This window comes from Mesobacillus maritimus, from assembly GCF_023715205.1.
Taxonomy (GTDB): Bacteria; Bacillota; Bacilli; order Bacillales; family Cytobacillaceae; genus Mesobacillus_B; species Mesobacillus_B maritimus_C.
The window spans coordinates 25,014-50,827 of sequence record NZ_JAMBNR010000011.1; the positions used below are offsets into that span (position 1 = coordinate 25,014).

Here is a 25,814-nt window from a genome sequence, read left to right on the forward strand (position 1 = left end):
CTCATAAAGGATGGTCTTTTTATTGCCTTGGATTAACTAGTATAATTCGCTGATTTTGGTTCATATTACTTTACGAGTGAAGTCACAAGTGTAAATGTGATTTCGATAGCAGAAAGCCAATCAAATTGTCAGTATTATGGAACTTCATAATGTTTATATATTTCAACCAGATTGTATGGTACGATGTAAGTTATCCAAAAGAGGACGTGATGAAACTGATTAAAATTGAAATTCCTAAACCAGATCTAACCATTGTACAAAGGCAACAACAGCGTAAAGAAGATGAACCAGTGATAACACCTATTTATGGGTTTATCGATTTTCACCAAATACCACGGGACAAAGGTGGACTGATTCTATTTTACAATCGAAGCGATGAGCTTCTGTTTGTTGGGAAAGCACGAAAACTTCGTCAAAGAGTGAAAAAGCACTTTGAAGATAATGTAAGTCCTATCAAACACCACCGCGAGGAAGTTTATAAAATTGAAGTGATGGTTGTCGAAGATCCAATGGACCGTGAAATCTACGAAACGTATATGATCAATAAACTTCAAGCGAAATACAATGTGGACAAAGTGTTTTTTCGTTAAGCCGAAACACATTTTTTCCAAATAAAAATGGTCCAGTTTTTTGAACTGGACCATTACTTTTATTCTTTTTCAATCGATTCTTCAACTAGGCTGAAATGTTAAATCTTTTTCTCCATTACAATATCTGTTTCTAAATAACCAAGTTTCTCATATAAACCTCGTGCGACTCGATTGTGACCAAATACGTGAAGCTTTATACTTTTTAACCCTAATTTTCTTGCCACTTTTTCTATTTCAATCATTGCTTGTTTCCCATATCCACGACCTTGGTTCTCTTCCCGAATATTGATGTCATAAATAAAACCTTTATCGTTTGCGCGTTGTGCAAGCCAGATCATCCCTACTTCTTTGTCTTCATCCCGAATGGTGAATAAGGTATTATTCGCAGTTTTTTCCCCATCTGGTAATAACCTTTCATACTCTTTCGTTGCCTTGCTTAAGGCTTCTTGTTCATTCCAATTTCCAGCTTTAACATGTTCATCTGCATAACCTCTAATTGCATGACTTAGATACTGCTCAAATTCACTTGAGTTCATTTTGTCTAATTTAACCAAAGTTCTCCCCCCATAAGATCGCTAGGATACTATCCGTTTTTGATAAAATTATAATTATTACTTGTAAGCTTGAATGGGTAAGTAAATCTGTACTTCTTCCTCACCTTCCCCTAAAGGGTGATAGGTCTCGATGATATAAGAATCCAAATCTCTTTGATAACCTTGTTCTTCTGCCCAATTCAATAAATTCGAATGAAGTTTTCCCAAATTAGCTATATTCCCTTTTGTTGTGATATAATCTTTATTTGTTTCAATATATTCCATTCCTGTTGGTACTTCATCTAACTTTTCGCTTACAGTTAACCCTACATAATAATAACCTGTCCTATGGTTCTCATCTTTTTTAGGCTCAAATAATGCAATTTCGGTTTCGGTTGAATTTGGGATTTCATTTGAGCGACTTAATAATTGCTTTGCTAGTAAGGGTACTTCATGACCGAAATGAACAAACTCCCCACTACCTTTTATTCCAACAAGCTTAAATTCTTTATTAACCATCCTAAACGACATATCAACACTCCTAGCTAACTGGAAATTACATAACATTCTACCTTTAGTTATTCAACAAAAAACCCTTACTCCCTGCACCCGAAGTAAAGGCTTGATCCTAAATTATGTAACTCTGATTCCGATAGATAGAAAAGAGTTTATAGTGATCGCTCGTTTTTTACTAATACACACTGTACGTGTTTTAAAACTTATTTATTCTATTTATGTAGATAGTGTCAGTATTTGACGTACGATTTGAGATTGTCCTCGACCTATCTCATGCTTGATAATGATTGAAAAGGGGAGGGGATGTAGTGACAAAAAGTGTAAACAGAGTGGATTATTATTTAAAAGACAAACGCCTTTTGAGTACAGATATTGTCCATTGGAATCAATACATTACCGCGTTAAGAGCAAGCGATACGGTTACCATCTCAAAAACAGAATATCTCGTCAATAAAATTAATATGGTTCATGATTCTGCCAACCTTGTGTTAAAAGTAAGCGTCGAACCGTTTACCATGAATATTTGAGTATCCTTTTTAAGGGTGCTTTTTTTGTTTTTTCATGAAGTGTGGAGAGGCAATCCCTGGACACTCAAAGTAGGGACTACCTCCTCTTCACTTATTATTGTGAAGGTGAATGTTCTCCTGCGCGTTTCGCCCATTTTCGTAAAAAGAACCACGTGAGGAAGCTTAAAAGAATCAAGATACTTTCTAGGGAAAAGATGTACCAAGGATAGGGCCCTAGCACATCAAATAGACTTGGGCTTTTCGGTTTATAACGTAAAAACCAGTAATTCCCGTCTGCTTGCTTATTAATGTACAAGATTACAGGCAAGAGGATATTGATGAACAGAATGAGTTTAATGGTCGTTTGAAATGTTGGGAAATAACGTTTTACCCACATAAAATACAAGCTGACCCATACAATCACCATATGCGCATAGAAAAAGTGCAAAAATCGAAAGTGGGGAAATTCATAGGTTAAAGCAGGTGTAAAAATAGCTTGATTTGCCCCTAAAATCGCAATAAAAAATAACAGTTCAAAAATCACTTTTTTTCTCGTCAATAATAAAATCACACACAAGATAAGGCCAATATTACACAATTCTAGTGGCAAAGAACGCCCTACCTTCCAGATCCCATTCACGTACATCCATACCTGGTTGGTACCCTCGAACAAAATCAACGATATCGCGATGCCAATCTCAGTTCTTCGCCAATCTTTATTTTTCCACTTATTACGGTTTAGAAAAATGATGACCGACATGAAAAGATAAATCGCTAAGATAACCAAATGGCTTTGTGAATACATATCGAAATCCTTAAACTGATGACTCCGGCTAAACCAACCCAATATTTTCAACTCCTAGTCAGAAAAAGTCTAAACAATGAAGAGAGAATCGAAAATAAACATGTACCTTTAAATGAGTGGTTATATTGTTTCCTTAAAATTCCTTTTTATGAGTTTTTCTTGATAGAGGAGGAACATAGTGGACTTCGATTTAAGTATGTGAGGTTTTCATAATGAGAAAAAAGATCAACGCTCAACTAAAATCTGTTGGGCGTTGATCTAATTTTAGTGGTGGCAGTACTCGAGATTTAAGAATTTGGTAAAAGGGAAGTCAAAGTCATTTGTTGACCTCTTTTTCCTTCAAGTGTTAGGATGGCTTCTTTCCCTTGATGTTTAAATAACTCGTTCAGTATGTTTCCCGATGCTTTTGCGGCATAGGTGTTACCATTGTCGGTGATAAATCGGAATTTTCCATTGCGATCGATTCCAGTAATTTGGGCGGTCACTTTTAATTGACTTGTACTCATTGGAAGGCTCAGTTGTTGACCGACTTTCAGCTTTGTTGGAATGACCGACGGATTTAGTTGTTGAATAGAAGAGACTGAGATTCCGAATGCCCTCCCAATTTTCGAAAAGGTATCTCCTCTTTTAACAATATAAAGCGATGAATCTGTATTTGGATTGGTGTGATTTACTTTTGGTTCATTCGCGGTCAAATAACTTTCACTAACAAACGCTGGTTTGCCATTCAGAATGATTTCTGCCCAGCCATTCTTAGATGATTTCACATGTACTCGATCATTTAATTTTAGAGAACCCAATACTGTACTATTTGTAGAAGGTGCTTGCCTAATTTTCAATAATGTTGCTGTGACATACTTGGTTTTTGTTTGGTCTTTCACCGTAGCCGAAGTTGTAACCTTTGCAGGAAGGTTGATTTTTTGGCCGATTTTTAACGTAGCAGGGTCTACGGTTGGATTTAGTTGTTGAATAGAAGAGACCGAGATTCCGAATGCCCTTCCGATTTTTGAAAAAGTATCTCCTCTTTTAATAGTGTAAATAGATGAATCTTTATTTGCATGGTTATGTATTTTTGGTTGATTCGCAGTTAAATAGCTGTCACTCACATACGCTGGACGGCCATTAAACGTGATTTGAGCCCAGCCATTCACAGTTGCTTCCACATAAACAGGATCCTTTAATTTTAAAGAACCCAATATCGTACTATTTATAGTAGGGGCTTGTCTAACTCTTAATGATGATGCTGTAACATACTTTGTTTTTTTCAACGATTCTATATTAGGGGCGCTGCTTGCTGTCGGTGGTTCGGTAAGATAGTTGGTACTCACATAATAAACTCTTCCTTTTATTAAGATGCCAGCCCATCCGTTCTCTATATATGAGACTTTGACAACGTCCCCTTTTTTATATTTTCCTATGATCTTACTGTTTGTATTTGATTGCGCTCGGATATTTAATGCTGTAGCGGTTACAATTTTATCCTGTACTTTTGGTAATAAGATTTTCTTTCCATCAATCGAAGATAGCCCGTTCGCATCTAATACTTGTTGTACGGTTACTCCGTGCTCCTTAGCGATGGTTTCAACATTTTCACCACTTTTTACTTGATAAGTATATTCTGGAATAAATGCAGACGCTGATGTAGTCGCAAAAAAGCCAAAAACAACAGTGAAAATACCGGTTACAATCATCTTTTTTAATGGTTTTTGCTGAATCCATTGGTGAACCTGTAAAACGTATGTATTCCAATTTTCCCGAATATCTTTTAGGAACCCTTTTACATCGATGATATTGCGAAGATCAAAATGAGTGCTCTGATCATACTCTCTTTTTTCCATCCTTGATGTGAAAACAGGTTCCTCTTTCGGTTGGATGTTTTTTACGTGCGTTTCTTTACGAAACCGGGTTAATTCGCCATTAACAAATAATTCTTTCGTCATACGATCACTTTCTCCTATTCTCTCTTTTTATATAGGGTTATGAAGACGTCAGATTTTGTCGTCATTTATATGAATACGGATGCGTGTGTCATTTTTTGTCGCAAAAATGTTGTGAATAAAAAATACTTGTAATGTTTTAGACATGAAAACATAGAAAAAGTGCAACCCGCTGTGAGATTGCTTGGATTTAGGCATTAAAAATAATTTTATTTCAGTCGCAATGTCACAATGAAAAGATCAAGCTCAAATAAATTTTTTAACTCCTGCTCAACATTGGAACATTGGGCTCTCTACGTTTTGCCGAAAGAATCTTTCATTCAGTACTTCCTGGCCAATTACTAGGGATGAAAAAACACTTCAGTACCCTATTGTGTGGGGATAATAGATTAGGTTGGTGGATAAAAGATGTTAGTTTTTAAAATTTAGAGTTTTTAACATTTACACCATGTTAAAATGAAAAGATAGATATGAGGTGTAGATATGCGGTATTTTTTCATAGGATTTTTGCTTGCCATTCTATTGTTTCTAGATGCTTTTCCAAACTTCGTTTTGAAAAGTTCTCAGCACTTTCTTTCATTTTGTGTAGGGTTCGGAATTATATTTCTGATCTTTAACTATATAAATAAAAAAAAGGAAAAGGAAATAGTGAAAAAAATTATAGCCTATAGCTTTTTAATTCTCTTTCTTTTCTTTTTGAATTTCTTCGGAAGCCAATCTAGTAGAGGATTCTCTATAGATGAAGGGGAATTCTGGTTCATTATTTTTTTGGGGATTCTAGCAATCTTAAAAGATATCATCATATTAATTAGGAAGTAGCTTTGCAGTGAAGGGCAGGGATTAAAAACTGTCTTTAGTTCGGACCAGTGGTAAAGAAGTACTCAAAACAGCGTCGGGTCGCACGAGAAATCCGATTAAAAACAAAGGGTTTGAAAGACAGAAAGGGGTACCCGAGTGAGAAAAGTGTCACCCAACCGGCGTTTGAAAGACAGAAAGGGGTGCTCGAGCGAGAAAACTGTCTCCCAGCAAGCGTTTGCTAGACAGAAGGAGCCACTCGCCCGAGAAAACCGTCTTAAAAGCGACGGATGGTCGTGAATATTAGGTCTGTTTAAAACCAACGAGGGAGTACCGAGCCGATTTCATCAGAAGCGACAATCTAAAAATTCGGTATATGTACTTTTTCCAGATCTCGAACTTGATCATACGAATCGATAAGTTCTTCTGGCACCAAGGTTCTTCCATAATCCCAAGCGTTTGTTTCAATTTGAGCGGTTAGTTGTTTGATCTCTTCGTCTTCTCCATACATAAGCGTGCGTAAGTCGTACCTGTTTTTCTTATAATCTAAATAATAGCCAATCTCATGATAAACAAGGATTTTTACTAAGTTTTCTTTGGTTTCCTTCACTTTAACCCGGCTGAGAAACCCGTTCACTTGGATATAGTTAAACTTGATTGTATTGGTTGAAACATTGAAACTCATGGGTGCTTGGAGGTCGTTGTTAATCTCATAGTTTAATTTTAAGTTTGCTTCAAGTAAGGTATCTTGGATGATCTTTTCAATATCCCTGATATAAAGCATTTAAATCACACCTTTTTGCTTATTTGAGGACCTTTCAACACTTTAGTATACAGGAAATTGTATAGGTAAAAGGAAGTGTTTCTCTTTGGATAGAAGTGAATACTATTTTTAAGGTATGTAGGTCTTTTTGTAAAGTAAACACTTGAGAGTTTAAAATAACCTGCAAGAGTCAGGTAGTAGGAATTCTTTCTAAATAACGGGGGATTCTTAAAGAAAAAAAGGGTGACTTTTATTTCCTATCAAAAAGTCCGCCTAAAAAAATTTCAGGCAGACTTTCATTTAATCCTATCCTATTACTCTACTTAAAAAATGGTCTAGGAATCGGTTGGCTTCAACTTCTGTACAAACTTGAATTTTTGGATCATCTTCAACGTTTCCGACTGTTCTCCCAACTTCTTCTCCTTCAGTGACAACTTTGATATTCATTGATTCCGTCACCACAAAACTCGGATCGATTGCAATCCCTACTGCAAGCGGGTCATGGAGCGCACAGCCTCCAATCCCTGGATAATTGGATTCATAGAATCCAATATAAAACTCGGTCATATCTGCAAAGAATTTAGCTGCTTTTTGTTCCGTTGCACGCCATTCTTTAAGTTTCGTTTTAGGTAATAATGTTTTCATTGTGACATCAAGTCCTACAAGCGTGACTGGTAAACCTGAAGAAAAAACAACCTCAGCAGCTTCCGGATCGGCAATAATGTTTGCTTCAGCATAAGGACTCGCATTCCCTGGAACCTTTACTGCACCCCCCATAATCACAACCTCTTTAACAAGCGGAATAATCTCTGGTGCTTTTTTGATTGCAAGCGCCAGATTGGTTAGCGGACCAACAGCAAGAATCGTTATATCATGGGGGCGATTTTTTACTTGCTCAATCATAAAATCTGGTGCAAATTTGCTTTCAGCTTGAGCCATTGGGGCTTTCTTCAATGTATTGCCTAAACCATCTTCTCCATGGACATGTTTTGAATTTCCATCTTTCTCCCCACGCATAAGTGTTTGTTTGGCACCCATGTAGACAGGGACCTGTTTACCTACTTTTTCTAAAACCGCAAGCGTATTACGAGTAGCCTCTACAACGGATACATTCCCAAAGCAGGTTGTAAAACCGAGCAGGTCTAATTCAGGAGAGTTTAATGCGTATGCCATTGCTAAGGCATCGTCAATCCCTGTATCAACATCAAATATAATTGGTTTCACATTACAACACTCCGTTCAATAGCATTCATTTACTAAGGTCGCTTCATTTTATTTTATTTTATATCAATTATTCAATAGACATTCATTGCAGCTAGGATTACAACACATACGCTTGAGAGAAATGGATTGCCCCAAAAGGAAGTTGAATAGAATCATACCTATTTAAAACACTCTTAAATGGAGTAAATGGAACTCCTTACTTCACAACAATCCACTAATAAACAAGAGCAACTCGATAATTCTTTTCTCTTTGGGGCGTTTTTTTAAGTAATAGCCTACATCCATTTTATTCTCTCTATAGGAGATGCTAATATTTTTTAAGAGCTTCAATCATGAGCTTCCAAAAACCGTCAACATCAAGCTCCATACCAAATTTTGCATTGATTTCTCTGCCAGTCACTCCGTGCAAATCGACACAGGTTGTTCCTGCAGTGAACTCGCCTTTCGTTTCTACGGTAATATGAACATCTTTCATCTTGAACAATTCTGGAGCAACAAGATAGGCGACGCACAAGACATCGTGTACCGGTGCTCCATCGAAATCAAACATTTCTTTATAAGTCGAGGCGAAGAAAACTAATAATTCGCCGACAATCTGGGCCACCTGATTATCGATTTGGTTTACTCGTTCAATCACGTCTTTTGTTGCCAATGCTTGGTGGGTGATATCGAGTCCCATCACTACGATCGGCAAGCCGCTATCAAATACTTTTCTAGCTGCTTCTGGGTCGGCCCAAATATTAAATTCTGCCGTAGGCGTCCAGTTGCCAAACGTTCCGCCGCCCATTAGAACGATTTCTTCAATATTTTCTTTGATTTCCGGTGCTTTTGTTAACGCGAGACCGATATTGGTGAGTGGACCAGTCGGTACAAGGGTCACCGGTTCGTTTGACTCTTTTATCAGTCTGATAATTGTATCAACGCCATGCTCATCGCTCCAGCTGCGAGATGCTTCTGGGAACTCAGGGCCATCTAAGCCTGACTCCCCATGGATGCCCGGTGCGTTTTCGCGTAGGCGAACCATTGGCTCACTTGCTCCTTTGGAAACAATCACATTGTGTAAGGAAACTAAATCACAAATTTTTAACGCATTATCCGTTGTTTTTTCAATCTCAGCATTTCCAGAAACGGTTGTAATTCCTAAGATCTCTAATTCTGGCCGTGCTGCGGCTAAAATCATTGCAATCGCATCATCATGTCCAGGATCACAATCCAAAATAATTCTTCTTTTTTCCATGATTATTCACCTCTACTATTCTATTACATGACAAGCCCCATCATTGTTCCTGAAATGACAGAGGCTAATGTGGCACCTAACAATAACTTTAACGAATATTTGGCAACATAACTACCTTGCTTTTCACTGATGGATTTGATGGAACCTGCAACAATTCCAACCGTTCCAAAGTTCGCAAAACTAACTAAATAAACCGATACAATCGCAACCGTTTTATCAGAAAGACCACTAGCAATATCACCAAAACTCAACATCGCAACAAATTCGTTTGTTACAAGTTTCGTAGCCATAATGCCGCCAGCTTGTACTGCTTCTGCCCAAGGAATCCCCATTAGGAAAGCGATTGGAGCAAAAATATAACCAATCACATTTTGGAAAGAAACATCAAACACGCCTAGGAAAATCACATTAATCAATTCCATCAAGGAAATAAATCCTAATAGCATTGCAGCAACGACGATCACAATTTTAAAACCGTCCATAACGCTATCCCCAACCATTTGGAAGAATGGAACTCGTTCATTTTCTTCAACTTTAATTAGATCTTCAGTCTCTTCTAAATCATATGGGTTAATAATATTTGCAACGATTAGCGCACTGAAGATATTCAATACGACAGCGGTTACAACGTATTTCGGCTCTAACATCGTCATATAAGCCCCAACCATTGCCATACTGACCGCACTCATTGCGGACGTACAGATCGTATAAAGTCTTTTCTGAGAGAGGAGGGGAATTTGTTTGATAATCGTCAAGAACACTTCAGGTTGTCCAAGTGCAGCCGTTGATACAGCAAAATAGCTTTCTAGTCTTCCCATTCCTGTAATTTTACTTAAAATCAACCCAATATATTTGATGATGAATGGCAAAACTTTAATATAATTCAAGATTCCGATTAAAACGGACATGAAAACAAGTGGCAGTAACGCGACAAAGAAGAAAGTGGTTGCGCCTTCATTTACCATACCGCCAAAGACGAATTCAATACCCGCATTGGCAATTCCCATTAAACTCTCAAAGAAAGTACCCACTTCGGTCAGAACATTGAGTCCAATACTTGTATTCATCATGAAAAACACTAAGATCAATTGCACGGCTAACATAATCAGTATGCGTTTATACTTAATATGTTTTCGATCGTTACTAACTAAAAAGCCAATCGCAAACACTAGCAAAATTCCTGTTAAGAGGAATATAAAATTCATGTGAAATCTCTCCCTTTTGATGCGAGCGTTTTCATACTTCTAAAAAAAACAACTTCTATAAAGTCGAAGAAACTAGCAATCTTCCTTTATAGAAGTTATCCAATTATTAGGTGAAAAAAGTTTTACTTTGTAATTTGATTATAGCTTACTGCGATTTGGCTTCCGACTTTGGCATTGTGTTTCACTAATTCGATATTGGCAACAAGGCTCTTGCCTTCTGTCAATTCTTTGATTTTGCCAAGTAAGAATGGTGTGCTGTCTTTTCCTTTAATGTTGTTTTCTTCTGCTTCTTTGACCGCTTGAGCAATGATGCCATTGATATAATCTTCATCCATCGCATGCTCTTCTGGAATTGGGTTCGCAATCACTGCGCCACCTTGAAGGTTTAGTTCCCATTTCGTTTTCAATGTTTCAGCAATTGTCTCGATTGAATCAGTAGAGAAGTTTAATTTATGTTCACTGCTTCTAGTGTAGAAAGCTGGAAGAACTTCTGTTCCGTAACCGATAACAGGAACGCCTTTTGTTTCAAGGTACTCAAGTGTAAGAGCTAAGTCTAAAATTGATTTTGCACCTGCACAAATAACCGCTACATTTGTTTGTGCTAATTCGTCAAGGTCTGCTGAGATGTCCATTGTTGTTTCAGCGCCTCTGTGAACACCGCCAATTCCACCTGTAACAAAGATGTTAATGCCTGCTAATTCAGCACAGATCATTGTAGAAGCAACAGTTGTTGCACCTAGTTTTTTTGTCGCAACAATGGCAGCTAAGTCACGTCTTGATACTTTTGCCACATCAGAGCTTTTTCCGAATAGTTCAAGCTCTTCGTCTGTCAAACCAATTTTAATTTTTCCGTCAATGATGGCAATGGTTGCAGGAACGGCACCGTTATCACGGACGATTTGCTCAACCTCACGAGCCATTTGCACGTTTTGCGGATATGGCATACCGTGTGAGATGATGGTTGATTCCAATGCGACAATTGCTTTGCCTTCTTCTTTAGCTTTTTGTACCTCAGCGGAAAATTCAAGATATTGTTTCATTTAAATAGCCCTCCATATCTAGTTTGAATTGTTTTTGTGATAATTCTTGTCGAACCGTATACTTTGACATAATGGTTTTATGGGAATTGACCAAGCCCGATTTGATTATCGTTTCGGTGTCTTGCTTCTGCAGCCAGGAATAGATAACAGCGGAGCAGAAGGAATCACCTGCACCTGTTACATCCACTACATTCGGTGTTTCGATTGCCGGAAAATAAAGAATTTCTCCATTTTCTCTCCCGACCATGACGCCTTTGGCTCCACTTGTGACAATGACATTTTTAACTCCTAATTCCAGCCACTTTTTGACGGAATCTTTCCAGTCTTGCTCGTCGTTGATGTCAATATTTAAAAAGGTTTCGGTTTCATCTTTATTGACGATGAGCCAGCTGACTGCATTCAACGATTTTGGAAGTCGACTCATCTTTGGAGACGAAACCGGAATAATGACTAATGGAATATTATTTTTCGATGTGAAGAAACAAAGAAAATCAATCGTTTCAGACGGGCAGTTCAAATCGACAATGATACATTTTGCTTTTCTGAGAATCGCGCTGTTTTTGATCAATAGCTCAGGTGTGATCTGATCAAAAACATCCATGTCTGCTAAAGCAATGTTCAAATCCCCGTTCTGATCCAGAACAGCTGTATAGGATCCTGTTGCGGAATGATCAAACTTTGTGACATGCTCCAAATTCATGAAGGGTGAGGATAATTCATATATCTCTTCCCATTCAGAATCGTTGCCGGCTGTTGAAATAAACGTCACTTCTTCTCCTAGTCGTCCGAGGTTTTCTGCGATGTTTCGTGCAACCCCTCCAACGGATCTGGAGGATTTTACAGGATTAGACGTTTCAGCCGTAATGTCACTTTGTGCATAGAATTTCCTATCAATGTTTGCTCCCCCAATACAAATGATCGGGGCTGTTTCATTTAAAACGTAAGCCTTACCAAAGACATGCTCTTTCTTGATTAGGCCAGAAAGAATATTCGCAAGGGAAGATTTGGACATTCCAATCATTTCTGATAATTCTTCCTGCGAAATAAACGGATTGTCTCTAATCACCCTTAAAATGAATTCTTCTTGTTCATTCAAATGATTAGTCATCATGACACCTCCCAACCCAACAAATGTTTATGTCCTAAACACATGTTTAGTATACGTTTTCATGTCGAAAAATGTCAACATATTTTTATCAAGAACTTTTTTTCAGCTTATAGGAATGTTGCTTAGACAATGCTTTAGAAGGGTTATTTTTATTTAAAATTTTTCGATTTCGTAGTGTTGGCAAACTCATACCGAGAAGAATAATCACGATGCCAACGATTTGCAGTGTGGTCACCGTTTCACTTAGCAAGATGACGGACACCATCACCGCAATCGGCAATTCAATCGCACTTAAGATCGAGGACGTACCCAAACCAACTTTTGGAACGGCAATCGAGAATAAGAAAACCGGAATAACGAGACCAAATAAACCTAGAGCTAGTCCATATATCCATAGTCCCTCCATAAACAAAGTGCCGTTCCATATGATTTCTGGCGATTGAAACGCTGCTGTTACCATAAATGCAAAGAAAGATACCAATACTAATCGGTTGGAGGTACTCATGTTCGCGGTTGCTTTCCCATTCACAAATAAAAACAAGGAATAACAGAGAGCGGCTGCTAACCCCCATAACCATCCTTGGAATGGGATATTCGAGAGGTCAACATCAATTAAGCCAGCTGCCGGTATGGTTCCTCCAACGAGGATAATCAGGGAGATTAGTTCAATTCGACTTGGGAGCTGTCGTTTTGTAAGACAAGAGATTAACATCCCAATCCATGTGAATTGGAAAAGAAGCACGACTGCTAATGATGCAGGCAAGTAATTTAATGATCGTCCATAGACAATATTGGTTAACCCAGTAAAAACACCCGCGAGAATCAGAAGTTTCATGCCATTAAAACTAAGTTTTCCTCGGTTTGTTACAAGGAAGATACACACAGAGAGGCAAAAGCCGACAAAAAATTGGCTAGTCACAGCCTCTGCGGCAGTAAAACCACTGCCCATCGCCAGTTTGATAATCGTTGATACGACCCCATAACTACTAGCTGCAATCATTACTAACAGGGGATATAGATACATTTTCATAGTGTTAACGCCTCCTACTTTTTGGTGTTAAATAGAATGATTTTTCCTTGATAAAAGGCTTTTCTCAAAAATTGTTGCTTTTTAAGGACAATATAGAATGATTCGCTATGATCCCATTCCAAATTCGTTTATAAGAGGAGAAAAGAGCTTAAAACTAAGTAGTATCGCAGAGAAAAGCTTATTTCTCGTTAAAATCGGCTTTAGGATATTAACAACAAACTTTACGAAAACAGCCTTATAAAAAAATCATAATCTCCAATATAATTCAGAGGGTGACTTTATGACAAACCATTTTTTTGGTATCAATCGCTTTTTTATGTAAAATAAAGCCATAGCAAGACAGATTTTTACGGGCTTAAGATCGGGTATAAAACATTGGTATAATGGGGTTTATCACAAAAAATAAAAAACGGTTAAGTGTTTATAAACAATGTTTTTCAGATTAAACTTTTGTTTGATGGGAGATGAGGGTGTTCGATGGATAAAGAGAAACAAATTTTACATTATATAAAAATGAATCCGTTTATTTCACAGCAGGAATTATCAAAGAAAGTCGGGTTATCGAGGCCTGCGGTTGCCAATTATATTGCAAACCTGACAAGACGCGGTGAAATCAAAGGACGAGGCTATATTCTCCGCGAAGAATCATCCATGGTCTGTATTGGCGGAGCCAATATTGACCGGAAAGCGAAATCGAATCAGAAGGTTCGTTTGTATTCATCGAATCCAGTGAAAATGGCCGAAGTTTGTGGTGGAGTGGCCAGAAACTTTGCGGAAAATATCAGTCGGTTGGGGCTTAGTGCTTCGCTCATGGCTTGTGTTGGGGACGACAAAGAAGGGAATTGGATTTTGCAGGAAACGAAAGGCCAAGGAGTGGATATTAGCCAGGTATGGATATTACCGTCAGAAGGGACAGGAACGTTTACCACTTTGTTAGATGTGGATGGTGAAAGCATTGTCTCAATGGCTGATATGAGCATATACGAGAAATTAACTCCCTCGATGATTGAGGAAAAATGGTCGCATATCGCTGCCTCACAAGGTGTTTATTTGGACACGAATATTTCTAAGGAATGCATTCGTTATGTGATCAAACGTTGCAAGGATGAGAAAATCCCTTTGTATATTGATCCTGTTTCTCCGGCTAAAGCTCAAAACCTTCCTTCTCGTTTGGATGGAGTAGAATTAATCCTCCCAAATCGTGAAGAAGCAGAGGTCCTTGCAAAAGTAAAAATTGACTCCATTGCCGATTGCCAGATTGCCTGTGAGAAAATAAGAGATCTCGGCGTGAACAAGGTAATCATCACAATGGGGGACAAAGGGGTATACTATTCTTCTCCAGAAGAATCAGGACATCTGCCTCCGATTCAAACGGAAGTTGTGGACCCAACAGGTGCTGGAGAGGCATTTGCTTCCTGTGTAATATACGGAATTATGAACGATGAGTCGTTAATAAATGCTTGTCAATTAGGCCTTGCTGGAGCAGCGCTTACGCTGCAAACAGAAAAATCAATCTCGCCACTTTTAAATTCTGATCGAATCTATGAATTGGTAAAAGAGTCGTGATAAGAGGATCGTGATGCCCAAAGCCATTTCAGCATGGGTTTTCGATTTTACACGAACAGTAGGTATGTGGTTTAATCTCCGGAAGTTTACATAAAAAACACCCAAAAAAGTGCCAGGCACCATCCAAAAAATGGATGGTGCCTGGCACCTTCCATTTTATTTCCTATTATGGGCCGGCTTTAAAGCTTTTTTATTATTCACTTATCGATGAGCGCTTTGTTTCAACCTAATATGTCCCTTAATTCCGTATCGGAATAGACGGCAATTAACACCACGGCTTTTTGGTCCCCGATATTTTTCACATAGTGGGGGACACAGGCATTCCAACTGAAAGAATCTCCTTCTTCGACAATGGAACGATCCTCTCCTTGCTCGGCGAGAAGTTTCCCTTCAAGTACGAGATGGGTTTCGACCCCTTCATGGGCGTTTGGTTCTCCCATTGACGCTCCGGGAGGGAATTCTACCATTCTCAAATGTAATCCTTCTTTTGAAGCTAAATGCTCCACCTTCAACCCATTATAGGAAGTAATAGTTCTTGAATCCTTTTTAACGACTCGCATTTGCTGGTCCTTTTCTAACAATAAGTAAGGCAAAGGAACTTTTAAAAAACTTGCAATCGTTTGCAAAGTGCTGATCGATGGGGAAGTATTGTTGTTCTCAACATTACTGATAAATCCTTTTGAAAGCCCAGTTGCATCACACATTTGGGCAATCGTGATTTTTTTTCGATTACGGATGTCCCGAATCTTTGAACCGATTTCCATAGTAGCCACCTCGAATGTTTTCAAATAAAAAACATATATCTATATTAGCAAAAAAAATATTGACAATCCATACCTACCTTGTTACTTTATAGATAACAAATATTCATATAAGGAAACAAACAAACCTTGAGAAAGGTATTTATTTTTGTTTATATGTTTACTTATATGAATATTTTATTCTTATGTAGATATTCCAAGGGTAATAACCTTTCATTAGTGATTCATTTCTGCTTGAGAAAGAAAAGTTATCCTAAAGATACAATCACTGAGAGAGGAGGTAATTTTGGAGATGATTCCATCTTATTTTATTGCACACGGTGCTCCACTTTTGGCCATTGAGGAAAACGAATATACCAAGTTTTTAAATCAGTTAGGTCAACATGTTCCTAAACCAAGGGCGATTGTGCTGTTTTCAGCTCATTGGGTTTCATCCGTTCAATATGTAAGTGAAGTGGATCAATATTCAACGATTTATGACTTTGGTGGGTTTTCAGAAGCTTTGTATCAGATTGAATATCCTGCCATCGGAAATAAGCATGTAAGTGAAGAAATCAAAGACTTATTCACAGTTGAAGGGATTCCTTATCAAACGGAATCAAGTCGTGGTCTGGATCATGGAGCTTGGGTTGTTCTGAGAATGCTTTATCCAAATGCGGATATCCCTGTGATTTCAATGTCTGTGAATCCAGAGTTAACACCTGAGGAACAGTATAAAATTGGAAAGTCACTATCAGAGCTCAGGAAAAAAGATGTCATGATCATTGCCAGTGGAGGAAGTGTGCATAACCTCCGGGCGTTGGATTGGCGCGATAACGGGGAAACAACTCCGTGGGCCTTGCAATTTGATGAGTGGCTAGAGAAACATTTAAAAGCATGGGATACACAGTCTTTATTTCAGTATGACTCCCTTGCTCCTTCTGCACAGCTGGCAGTCCCCCCGTATGGAAGGGAGCATTTTATCCCAATCTTTTATTCAATGGGGGCAGCGGATGATGAGCAAAAAGCAACCTTGTTGCACCGCAGTTATCGATATGGAAGTTTAAGTCATAGTATTTGGCAATTTGGCTAATAAAAAATTTTAAAAATTATTTGGAGGTAATGAAGAATGAATAACAAATTAGCATGGAGCACATTGATTTTACGAGTAGTATTAGGGATTACATTTTTCCTACACGGTTTAGATAAATTTAGTGCAGGAATTGGAAATACAGTAGGTTGGTTTGAAAGCATTGGACTACCTGGAAGCTTAGCTTATGCGGTAGCCGTGATTGAATTGGTTGGTGGATTGTTATTAGTTGTTGGTTTGGGTTCAAAAATTGTATCTGCACTATTAGCTGTCATCATGCTTGGCGCAATTTTTACCGCTAAATTATCAATGGGCTTCTTAAATGGTTATGAGTTTGACGTTGCACTATTAGCCGTAGCATTATTTATCGCGGTAAACGGAAGTCAAATGTGGGCAATCGATTCTATGTTTGCGGGTAAAAAAGACCAAAACCATTCACAAGCAGCATAATTTACAAAAAGCATCCAATGATTTGGGTGCTTTTTTATTTCCTTATTTAAACCTGCGACTAAGGGAATGAATATTGAAGGTTCTTTTTAAAGGTCAGCTTAAATGTGTTGAAAAAACGGAGAAATCGTACAAGCAAGGACTTGTGGTCGCAACACTTTCTGAAAGGAGTGATCTTTTTAACATGTTGTGAATGGTGAATGATTGAAAATCATCAAGAATTTTATGGTTTAAAAGAGTAGGAATTGTAATAGAACAAAATGGATATTTTTAGAGATTATCTCTTCTACGCAAGAAAAAAAGGAGGGCAGTAAACGCCAGGGTGAGTAAACTAACTTCTAGCCAGCCCTCTTTCGAATGCTGCTAAATGGTTCAAAGAGGCATTACGTACTTGAGTGAAGACCGTTCTTACATCATTAGGGATGTTAAGTGTTAAAAATTTATTGTACATCGAAATGTTGTCAATTTCTCCTTGAACACCTGCAGCATATGCAGCCTTTACCGATCCTGGAGTGGTCACAAACGATTGTGAAAGATCGGTAGGGATTGGTACTTGATAACGTTCAAAAAGTGGTAATAAGGCACTTATATGTCTCATTTCTGCTTCTTTAATCTGTGCAAAAGTCCGTATGTTCCCAAAGGTTTGGAGAATGTTCGTATATCTTGCTTGGGCCAAGAACTCATCCTGCAGAGCATAAGTTAACATTTGCGGCAATGTTAATGAAGCAGCACTTAAGGCTCCTTTAGCACCATAGGAATCAATTTGTCTATGGGTATGGGACCCCTTTGAATGTTTTGAAATAAAAAATAAGAACCAAACCGCGTGATTTTGTTCATCTGATGCTGCTCGTCGAAATCGATCTTTGATTGTAAAATCCTGTGCTTGATCTGAGATGTCTAAATAAGAGTCTACAGCCTCTTGCTCATCTTTTAGGGCAAACTCAATTCCTGCTTGGTAATTGTCTGGGCATTCCTCAATGATTTGAAAAGTTGGCTGCCTCCCTGTTAAATGGGTAAAAATTCTACTGAATTCATGGAGATGTCGGTTTTCGTCTTTCTGTATTTCAAGTATTTTGGTTCGTTCCTCTTGTGTGGGGGCCATTTTGGCTAATTTCTCATAACAAGCAATCGCACTATACTCAGCATGAATGGCTTTTTGAATAGCATGTAAAAGCTGTGTATTCGGTGTCTCCCGATAAAAATTAGGATAAGAAGAAACGGAATAGGGTTGATTTAAATTCATGATTGTCCTCCTTCTTTCAAACATTCAACTTATTGTATGTGTTGCAGTTGGACCGATGTGCAGGTGAAATGGGATTTTATGATGATACAAAATAGAAAAGAATAGCCCACATAGTCATATGGTTTCTTCACTTTAGAACTTTCATTGCTTCCGCAACTTTATGGGCAAAATGCAGTGGTGGTTCAACAGATTGGAAGTGAAGGTATAGAATGGTTGGTTTTGTATACAGCCAATGATTATGAATGGCGCTAATGATGATTCCATTTCGAACTAATATATTTGTAAATGCAGGAATTTCTTCTTCAAGTATGACGGTTTCTCCAAGATTAAGTGCATTACCTTCATGATCCAAGGATTCGAACGATAGTCCCGCATGAAGTTCCCCACGACTAGGACGACCTTGAATGGTCACATTTAAATGACGTTCAATTTCTACAGAGCATACACCATTTTTTATTTTGGGTTTTTTATTTAAAATTTGTCCGTATTGCTGGCATAGTGTATCGAAATGATGCATTCGTCATCCCCCTCGTTATTTATTTCTTTAATGTATGCCTCAGAAAAATGTTTCGAAACTTGTATAGCATTCTGATGTGCATGGCTCAGCCCCACAGTCTAGGAACGAATTGGAGGGTCTGAACCTGATTTTTTGCCCCGGATAGATAAACTTCCAAAGCCCCCCTCTGCTCCGAACTTTTAGATAAAAGTAGAATACTAGATTCCCATAAGACAATAGACGACCATTTTCGTGCTTCTTCGGATTGACGTGCTAAAGAAACTAAACTATTATATTTTATAATCATCAAAAATATTTTAATATTTTAACAAAACAAGGAGGTGTTGTTTTGAGCACTGAAATGGAATTAGTAGAGAAAGTCGATAGTGAGTTTCGTGTGCGTACATATATTGGAAAGGCAGCAAAGGTCCTTACAGCCATTGCGGTCATTTGGTCCCTTTTTCAAATCTTTGCTGCAGGTTCAGGTGTTTTTGATGCGATTACGTTAAGAGCATGGCATATGATGTTTCTACTTGTTGTTACCTTCCTGTTGTATCCGATTACAAAAAAAGGGAAACGGACCGTAAAATTCCCGCCGGTATTCGATCTTATTTGTATTTTGTTGAGTATTGCTTCAACCGGTTATTTATTAGTTTCCTATCAAACCATTGTCCTAAGGGGAGGTTATTTATTACTTCCGGATTATATTTTTGGTGCGATTGGGATTTTGATGATTTTTGAAGCGGCGCGCCGGGTAGTTGGGAATCTAGCAATCTTAGCTTTTATCTTTTTACTTTATAATTTTCTCGGTTCCTACATTCCAGGAATTTTTGGACATGGTGGCTTTAGTGTCAATCGCGTGATCGATTATTTATTTTACGGAAGTGAAGGGGTTTTTGGGATCGCCATTGGGGTTTCGGCTACATTTGTGTTCCTCTTTATCTTATTTGGAGCATTTTTAAGCCGGAGCGGGTTTAGTCAATTTATTAATGATTTCGCATTAACGATTGCCGGACGCTCTCCAGGAGGACCAGCAAAGGTAGCGGTGATCGCCAGCAGTTTAATGGGGATGATCAATGGTAGTGCCTTAGCCAATGTGGCAACAACAGGGACACTGACCATTCCACTTATGAAAAAGAATGGCTATAAGGCACGGTTTGCTGCCGCTGTAGAAGCGGTTGCTTCAACAGGTGGTCAATTTGCGCCGCCAATTATGGGAGCAGCAGGATTTGTTATGGCGGAATATTTAGGAGTTTCCTATACCGTTGTAATGGTAGCGGCCATCATCCCTGCAATTCTTTATTATTTAACCTTGATCATGGTTGTTCATTTCGAAGCTAAACGCTTAGGGCTAAAAGGTCTTTCGAAAGAAAACATCCCTAAAGCCATGGATGTACTGAAGAAACAAGGACATCTATCCTTACCATTAATTGTTTTAATGGGGCTGCTGTTTATGGGATATACCCCATTATATGCCGCTGTCTTTTCCATCATTGCTTGTGTAGTCGCAAGCTGGCTGCGCAAAGAAACAAGAATGGGACTAAAAGAAATCATCCTTGCACTTGAAGAAGGAGCAAAAGGTGCTGTGGGAGTGGCTGTTGCCTGTGCTGTAATTGGTGTGATCATTGGGACTGTTTCTTTAACAGGTCTAGGTCTGAACTTTGGCTATGCAGTGATGAACTATACAAATGATAGTTTACTCATTGCAGGTTTACTCGTAATGTTGATGAGCATTATTTTGGGGATGGGCGTCCCAGGAGTGGCTGCCTATGTTATTGTGGCAACAGTTGGTGCACCTGTATTAATCAACCTTGGTGTTACACCGCTTGCGGCCCATATGTTTGTTCTCATTTATGCTTGTTTATCAAATATCACACCGCCGGTTGCCCTTGCGTCCTATGTCGCTGCCGGAATTGCGGGTACCAATCAGAATCAAGTTTCGCTGACAGCTGTAAAGCTTGGATTAACCGGCTTCATCCTGCCGTTTTTCTTTATTTTTAATCCGGCGTTGTTGCTTGGTGCTAATCCTTATTCTGAGAGTATCATTCCTGCGATTACCGCCATCATTGGCTGTATCTCGCTTGCAGCTGGGTTGCAGGGGTGGTTTTTGATGAAAGCCAATTTAATTCAAAGGATAATTTTTACGATTGTTGGGGTTTTAATGATTATCCCTGGCAGCTTAACAGACTACGCTGGCATTGGTTTATTAGGGATTGTTTTAGCCTGGCAGTGGGTCGTAAAGAGAAAACTGGCTCCGAATGAAATGAGTCAGTCGATCTAGTAAACATTCACATTTAAAAGGGGGAGAAAGCAAAATGAACGGAAAGAAAAAAAGCTATGTATTATTCTTGTGTTTGCTTAGTATGGTTCTCGTGCTAAGTGCTTGTGGGGGAGAAAAATCATCAAATGGGGAAAGGCAACAAAATTTAAACTTTCCAACAGCATCGACAACTGGAACCATCTATCCGTTAGGTTCAGCAATGGCCAATCTTTGGGGAACGGAAATTGAAGGAGTCCGCGTGAACGCACAAGCGTCAAATGGTGGAGTGGACAATTTGAACCAAATGAAAGCTGGAGAAGCTCATATTTCTTTTGCGACTTCCGGAATCATCTGGGAAGCTTATAACGGAGAAAGAGGATTCAAGGATCGCAAATATGAAGATGTTCGGATTGTAGCGGGTCTATACTATAACCCAAATCAATTTGTGGTGCGTAAAGGTTCAGGGATTGAATCAATCGGTGATTTAAAAGGAAAGAAATTTGCTCCAGGAACGACAGGAAGTACTCCTGAAGTAGAATCAAGCATTATTTTACCAGCTTATGGAATCGAATATCCGGATGGAATTGATGCCAACTTTGTTGGGTTCACAGAAGCGATTGATTTAATGAGAAATAAGCAAATTGATGGAGCATTAATCCAAGCGGGTCTTCCGACTGCTGCGGTTACCGAAATGACTTCCACAGCGGATGGAGAATTGATTGGCATTGAACCGGAAATCCGTAAACAATTAATGGAAGAATATCCTTGGTATTCTGAAATGACCATTCCAGCTGGAACGTATGAAGGACAAGAAGAGGACGTCGATACGCTTGCGATTAAAATGATGCTAATGGCGGATGCATCTGTTGATGAAGAAACCATTTATCAAATGACAAAGGTGTTCTGGGAGAACTTAGACAAGCTAGAATCTTCCCATTCCATCGTCCAACAAATGGATATCAAAAATGCCGTAACCGAGCTTGCGGGCATTCCATTGCATGAAGGTGCAAAGCGCTATTATGAAGAAAAAGGGTTACTAGACTAAACTAAAAACGATTGGGCCAGAACAGCGATGTTCTGGCTTTTGCTTTTTTAAAGGTTAAAAAGATTGTTGTTTAAACTTAACGCAACATCAGCATTACGCAAGATGTACTTAGGTTTGCGAGCTCTTTCTTTTAGGTTCTTTTCTCAAACTTTGTTGCTTTTGACCAAAAAATACGTCTGAATAAGCCAGGTTATCCAAAAAATTCGCTACATTTAGGAGAAAAGAGCTTGCAGGCTAAGTTTAAACAGATGAAATGGCTTCTATATCGTTAAAATCGGCTTAAGGATTTTAACAACAATCTTTTCGAAAACCGACTTCTTCTTTTAAAAATGGGATTGATCAGTATGACATAGCTCATTCAGTTGCGCAGATCAACAAAGTTTGAAAAAAATAAAACAGGGTAGGCAATCTCAAGGCTTTTTAAAGAATCAGAGCTTTAGGTGACCCAATCACAAAGCAAATGATTGAAATGTTAGCTTTTAGCCGAAACGTCCTCATATATATATGGTTTTATGCAAAAAATACAACGGGTGCTAAAAAGAATGAGGTGAATAAATGAAACCATATGTAGAGGTCAGGAATGTCTCTAAGATTTTTGGTTCAAATCCTAAAGCGGCGATTGATTTATTAAAGAAAGGCAAATCAAAGAAGGAGATTTTAAGGGAAACTGGACAGACGGTTGGGGTAAAAGACGTTTCCTTCGAAATTTATGATGGTGAAATCTTTGTCATCATGGGTTTATCGGGAAGTGGGAAATCGACCTTGATTCGAATGTTTAACAGGTTGATTGATCCAACAATTGGTGAGATTTTGATCGAAAATGAAGATATTGTCAAAATGAGTGAAGCACGACTCAGGAAAGTCAGACAAAAAAAGATTAGCATGGTCTTTCAGAACTTTGCTCTCTTCCCACATAAGACCATATTGGAAAATACCGAGTATGGTCTGGAAATCAAGAAAGTCCCTGCTGAAAAGCGGCGAGAAAAAGCCATGCATGCACTTGAGACCGTTGGATTAAAAGGGTATGAAAATCAACTGCCTAAACAATTGAGCGGTGGGATGCAACAACGGGTAGGACTGGCTAGAGCATTAGCCAGTGATACAGATATTATTTTAATGGACGAAGCCTTTAGTGCTCTTGATCCGTTAATTCGGAAAGATATGCAAGATGAGTTATTACAAATTCAAGAACAGTACAAGAAGACGATCATCTTTATTACGCATGATTTGGATGAAGCCCTCCGAATCGGGGATCGAATTGCGTTGATGAAAGATGGAAGCGTCATTCAATTAGGGACACCTGAACAAATCTTGATTAATCCAGCAAATGAATTTGTTGAAAGGTTTGTGGAAGATGTTGATTTATCCAAGGTTTTAACCGCTTCCCATGTGATGAAACGTGGAGAAAAAATCGGGGTCGATCGTGGACCAAGGGTAGCGCTTGAAATTATGAAACGTGAAGGATATTCCAGCATCTTTGTAGTTGACCGGAAAATGAAGTTGTTAGGAGCGCTTACGGCGGAACAGGGACGTCAGGCAGTCGATCAAAACCTACCCATCTCTGAAGTGATGACAACGGATATTCCAACTGTTTCAGAAGATACATTATTAACGGATATGTTGGACGAGATGGCCACTTCCAATATCCCGATTTCCGTTGTCGATGAAGAACATAGATTAAAAGGAATTGTGATTCGCGGACCTGTCATTGCAGCTCTAGCAGGAAATAAAGATTCCTTGAATGAGTTGGAGAGTGTTGAGTCATGAATCTACCAAAAATTCCACTAGGAGAATGGATTGATGCGTTCGTTGAATGGATAACGGTCGCTTTTGCTGGATTTTTTACGATCTTAACCAATTCAATCGATGGTTTATTAAATATCATTGTGGATGTATTAAGTGCAGGGCCACCGATTGTGTTAATTATTATTTTAGCGCTATTAGTAACCTATACGGGTAGATGGCCACTTGGAATCTTTACGTTGATTAGCTTACTTTTAATTGAGAATCTAGGCTATTGGGAATCCAGTATTCAGACGCTTGCCATTGTTTTATTATCCGGTATCCTAACCATTGTCATCGGCATCCCAATTGGAATCTGGTGTGCCCAAAGTAAAACGGTACAAAAAATTGTTACCCCGATTTTAGACTTTATGCAGACGATGCCAGCCTTTGTTTATTTAATACCATCGATTCTCTTCTTTGGAATTGGAGTCGTTCCAGGAATTATTGCGTCCTTTATCTTTGCGATTGCACCAACAATACGGATGACAAATCTTGGGATCCAAGAAATACCGAAAGATTTAATTGAAGCGGCAAATGCATTTGGTTCAAGCAGAAGCCAAAAGTTATTCAAAGTGCAATTGCCGTTGGCGACTCCAACGATTATGGCGGGGGTCAACCAAAGTATTATGCTTGCTCTCTCGATGGTGGTCACCGCTTCGTTAGTTGGAGCACCTGGACTTGGAGCAGATGTTTATCGAGCAGTAAGTAAAATTGATGTCGGGCAAGGGTTTGAGGCCGGGTTATCGATTGTAATTATAGCGATTATTCTCGACCGCATCTCGCAAAATTTGCAAAAACCGGCATATGCGCATCTCGTCAGTCGGAAAATCGTCTATTCTTTAGTGACAGCACTTGTCCTAATTACAGCAATCGTTGTGGCCATTCAAAATGGAATCAATAAAAATGAGAATGCGACTGGTATTGGTGCTGAAACAGATTATCAAATTATTGGGATTGAACCAGGAGCAGGGATCATGAGTCAAGCTAATCAGGCATTAACCGATTACCAGCTTGATGATTGGGAGTTGGTTGAAGGATCTTCCGCTGCCATGACGGCTGAACTGAGCAAGGCCTATAATCAGCAAAAACCAATCATTGTAACAGGATGGTCGCCGCACTGGAAGTTCTCCAAGTTCGATTTGAAATTCCTTGAAGACCCAAATGGTTCTTTTGGGGAAGTGGAAGAAATCCATACAATCGTTCGGAAAGGTCTTGAACAAGACCTACCAGGAGCGAATACCATCTTAGATCAATTCTCTTGGGAGCCAAGTGATATGGAAAATGTGATGGTTAACATTAACGAAGGATTAGAAGCAGAGAAAGCGGCTGAAAAATGGATTGAAGAAAATCCTGACAAAGTAGCTAAGTGGACAAAGGGAGCTCCATCAGGGAACGGAGAAGAAATCAAAATTGTATATGTCGCCTGGGATTCAGAAATCGCCAGTACGTATGTCATAGCAAAAGTACTGCAACAACAAGGATATGATGTAACGTTGAGACAGGTAGAAGTGGGACCAATGTTTGCGGGAATCGCAAATGCAAGTGCAGACGCCATGGTCGGAGCTTGGCTCCCGAGCACCCATGTTGAATATTACGAAACCTATAAAGATGATTTTGTTGATCTCGGTGCAAACCTTCAAGGCACAAGAAATGGACTAGTTGTACCAAAATATGTCGAAATCGATTCAATTGAGGATCTAAAATAAAGTGAGTTGTGGGACAGGGGGACAGGCCATGTCCCACAATTTTTGGATTTTTTTACAAATGTTAGTTTAAGTATAAATGCGATTGGAAAGACTGCCCTTATTTTTTTGAACGATAAACAGCAGTTTAGAGGGATCTTTTAGTATTTT

At 38.8% G+C, this 25,814-nt stretch carries 23 protein-coding genes; 9 read left to right on the top strand and 14 right to left on the bottom strand.

Annotated features, from left to right (window positions below):
* Positions 1 to 215 precede the first annotated feature (215 nt).
* Positions 216 to 590 carry a nucleotide excision repair endonuclease gene (locus M3182_RS16230; protein ID WP_251559157.1) on the top strand — a complete coding sequence of 125 codons (375 nt, stop codon included), beginning with the start codon at positions 216 to 218 and terminating at the stop codon, positions 588 to 590.
* A gap of 98 nt (positions 591 to 688) precedes the next feature.
* Here M3182_RS16230 and M3182_RS16235 read toward each other — a convergent pair whose 3' ends face one another.
* Positions 689 to 1,144, bottom strand: a complete 456-nt coding sequence (locus tag M3182_RS16235; protein WP_432806714.1) for a GNAT family N-acetyltransferase — start codon at positions 1,142 to 1,144, stop codon at positions 689 to 691.
* A 57-nt stretch (positions 1,145 to 1,201) separates the two neighbouring features.
* Positions 1,202 to 1,654 carry a GyrI-like domain-containing protein gene (locus M3182_RS16240; RefSeq protein ID WP_251558995.1) on the bottom strand — a complete coding sequence of 151 codons (453 nt, stop codon included), beginning with the start codon at positions 1,652 to 1,654 and terminating at the stop codon, positions 1,202 to 1,204.
* A gap of 293 nt (positions 1,655 to 1,947) precedes the next feature.
* On the opposite strand from M3182_RS16240, the gene M3182_RS16245 reads away from it, so the two are divergent.
* Positions 1,948 to 2,166, top strand: coding sequence for a hypothetical protein (locus M3182_RS16245; RefSeq protein ID WP_251558997.1), 219 nt, complete (start codon positions 1,948 to 1,950; stop codon positions 2,164 to 2,166).
* Positions 2,167 to 2,260: 94 nt separating this feature from the next.
* On the opposite strand, the gene M3182_RS16250 is transcribed toward M3182_RS16245, so the two are convergent.
* From M3182_RS16250 to M3182_RS16290, 9 genes are all read right to left on the bottom strand, one after another.
* Positions 2,261 to 2,992: a YwaF family protein gene (locus M3182_RS16250; protein ID WP_251426007.1), complete on the bottom strand. Its 732-nt coding sequence runs from the start codon at positions 2,990 to 2,992 to the stop codon at positions 2,261 to 2,263.
* 245 nt (positions 2,993 to 3,237) lie between these two features.
* A complete protein-coding gene (locus tag M3182_RS16255) occupies positions 3,238 to 4,890 on the bottom strand; it encodes a LysM peptidoglycan-binding domain-containing protein (RefSeq protein ID WP_251558999.1) in 1,653 nt (550 codons plus the stop codon).
* Between the two features lie 1,153 nt (positions 4,891 to 6,043).
* Complete coding sequence (locus tag M3182_RS16260) at positions 6,044 to 6,466, bottom strand: hypothetical protein (protein WP_251426009.1); 423 nt, start codon at positions 6,464 to 6,466, stop codon at positions 6,044 to 6,046.
* A 285-nt stretch (positions 6,467 to 6,751) separates the two neighbouring features.
* A complete protein-coding gene (locus M3182_RS16265; RefSeq protein ID WP_251426010.1) occupies positions 6,752 to 7,669 on the bottom strand; it encodes a nucleoside hydrolase in 918 nt (305 codons plus the stop codon).
* Positions 7,670 to 7,976: 307 nt separating this feature from the next.
* Positions 7,977 to 8,906 carry a nucleoside hydrolase gene (locus M3182_RS16270; RefSeq protein ID WP_251559001.1) on the bottom strand — a complete coding sequence of 310 codons (930 nt, stop codon included), beginning with the start codon at positions 8,904 to 8,906 and terminating at the stop codon, positions 7,977 to 7,979.
* A 23-nt stretch (positions 8,907 to 8,929) separates the two neighbouring features.
* Positions 8,930 to 10,111, bottom strand: coding sequence for a NupC/NupG family nucleoside CNT transporter (locus tag M3182_RS16275; RefSeq protein ID WP_251559003.1), 1,182 nt, complete (start codon positions 10,109 to 10,111; stop codon positions 8,930 to 8,932).
* Between the two features lie 122 nt (positions 10,112 to 10,233).
* Positions 10,234 to 11,151 (bottom strand): pseudouridine-5'-phosphate glycosidase, encoded by a 918-nt coding sequence (locus M3182_RS16280; protein ID WP_251426013.1) that lies wholly within the window; start codon positions 11,149 to 11,151, stop codon positions 10,234 to 10,236.
* Positions 11,135 to 12,247 carry a PfkB family carbohydrate kinase gene (locus M3182_RS16285; protein ID WP_251559163.1) on the bottom strand — a complete coding sequence of 371 codons (1,113 nt, stop codon included), beginning with the start codon at positions 12,245 to 12,247 and terminating at the stop codon, positions 11,135 to 11,137. Before M3182_RS16285 ends, M3182_RS16280 begins: the two co-directional genes overlap by 17 nt.
* A 100-nt stretch (positions 12,248 to 12,347) precedes the next feature.
* On the bottom strand, positions 12,348 to 13,283 hold the full coding sequence (locus M3182_RS16290) for an EamA family transporter (protein WP_251426197.1): 936 nt from the start codon (positions 13,281 to 13,283) through the stop codon (positions 12,348 to 12,350).
* Between the two features lie 483 nt (positions 13,284 to 13,766).
* Here M3182_RS16290 and M3182_RS16295 point away from each other — a divergent pair, with 483 nt between their 5' ends.
* Positions 13,767 to 14,855: a PfkB family carbohydrate kinase gene (locus M3182_RS16295; protein WP_251426015.1), complete on the top strand. Its 1,089-nt coding sequence runs from the start codon at positions 13,767 to 13,769 to the stop codon at positions 14,853 to 14,855.
* Positions 14,856 to 15,076: 221 nt separating this feature from the next.
* Here the strand turns inward: M3182_RS16295 and M3182_RS16300 are convergent, their stop codons facing one another.
* A complete protein-coding gene (locus M3182_RS16300) occupies positions 15,077 to 15,619 on the bottom strand; it encodes a helix-turn-helix domain-containing protein (protein WP_251559005.1) in 543 nt (180 codons plus the stop codon).
* A 289-nt stretch (positions 15,620 to 15,908) separates the two neighbouring features.
* On the opposite strand from M3182_RS16300, the gene M3182_RS16305 reads away from it, so the two are divergent.
* Both M3182_RS16305 and M3182_RS16310 read left to right on the top strand, forming a co-directional pair.
* On the top strand, positions 15,909 to 16,688 hold the full coding sequence (locus M3182_RS16305; RefSeq protein ID WP_251559166.1) for a DODA-type extradiol aromatic ring-opening family dioxygenase: 780 nt from the start codon (positions 15,909 to 15,911) through the stop codon (positions 16,686 to 16,688).
* 36 nt (positions 16,689 to 16,724) lie between these two features.
* Positions 16,725 to 17,135, top strand: coding sequence for a DoxX family protein (locus M3182_RS16310; protein ID WP_251559006.1), 411 nt, complete (start codon positions 16,725 to 16,727; stop codon positions 17,133 to 17,135).
* Positions 17,136 to 17,463: 328 nt separating this feature from the next.
* Here M3182_RS16310 and M3182_RS16315 read toward each other — a convergent pair whose 3' ends face one another.
* Both M3182_RS16315 and M3182_RS16320 read right to left on the bottom strand, forming a co-directional pair.
* A complete protein-coding gene (locus tag M3182_RS16315; protein WP_251559008.1) occupies positions 17,464 to 18,375 on the bottom strand; it encodes a ferritin family protein in 912 nt (303 codons plus the stop codon).
* 127 nt (positions 18,376 to 18,502) lie between these two features.
* Entirely contained in the window at positions 18,503 to 18,892 is a 390-nt protein-coding gene (locus tag M3182_RS16320) for a DUF1259 domain-containing protein (RefSeq protein WP_251559011.1), read from the bottom strand.
* Between the two features lie 328 nt (positions 18,893 to 19,220).
* Between M3182_RS16320 and M3182_RS16325 the strand changes: the two genes are divergently transcribed.
* The 4 genes from M3182_RS16325 to M3182_RS26210 all read left to right on the top strand — a co-directional run bounded on the left by M3182_RS16325 (position 19,221) and on the right by M3182_RS26210 (position 25,667).
* Positions 19,221 to 21,152 (top strand): TRAP transporter permease, encoded by a 1,932-nt coding sequence (locus tag M3182_RS16325; RefSeq protein ID WP_251426022.1) that lies wholly within the window; start codon positions 19,221 to 19,223, stop codon positions 21,150 to 21,152.
* A gap of 34 nt (positions 21,153 to 21,186) precedes the next feature.
* On the top strand, positions 21,187 to 22,176 hold the full coding sequence (locus tag M3182_RS16330) for a TAXI family TRAP transporter solute-binding subunit (protein ID WP_251559013.1): 990 nt from the start codon (positions 21,187 to 21,189) through the stop codon (positions 22,174 to 22,176).
* A gap of 555 nt (positions 22,177 to 22,731) precedes the next feature.
* Positions 22,732 to 23,943, top strand: a complete 1,212-nt coding sequence (locus tag M3182_RS16335) for a quaternary amine ABC transporter ATP-binding protein (protein WP_251426024.1) — start codon at positions 22,732 to 22,734, stop codon at positions 23,941 to 23,943.
* Positions 23,940 to 25,667, top strand: coding sequence for a glycine betaine ABC transporter substrate-binding protein (locus M3182_RS26210; protein WP_285868502.1), 1,728 nt, complete (start codon positions 23,940 to 23,942; stop codon positions 25,665 to 25,667). Before M3182_RS16335 ends, M3182_RS26210 begins: the two co-directional genes overlap by 4 nt.
* Positions 25,668 to 25,814: the final 147 nt, after the last annotated feature.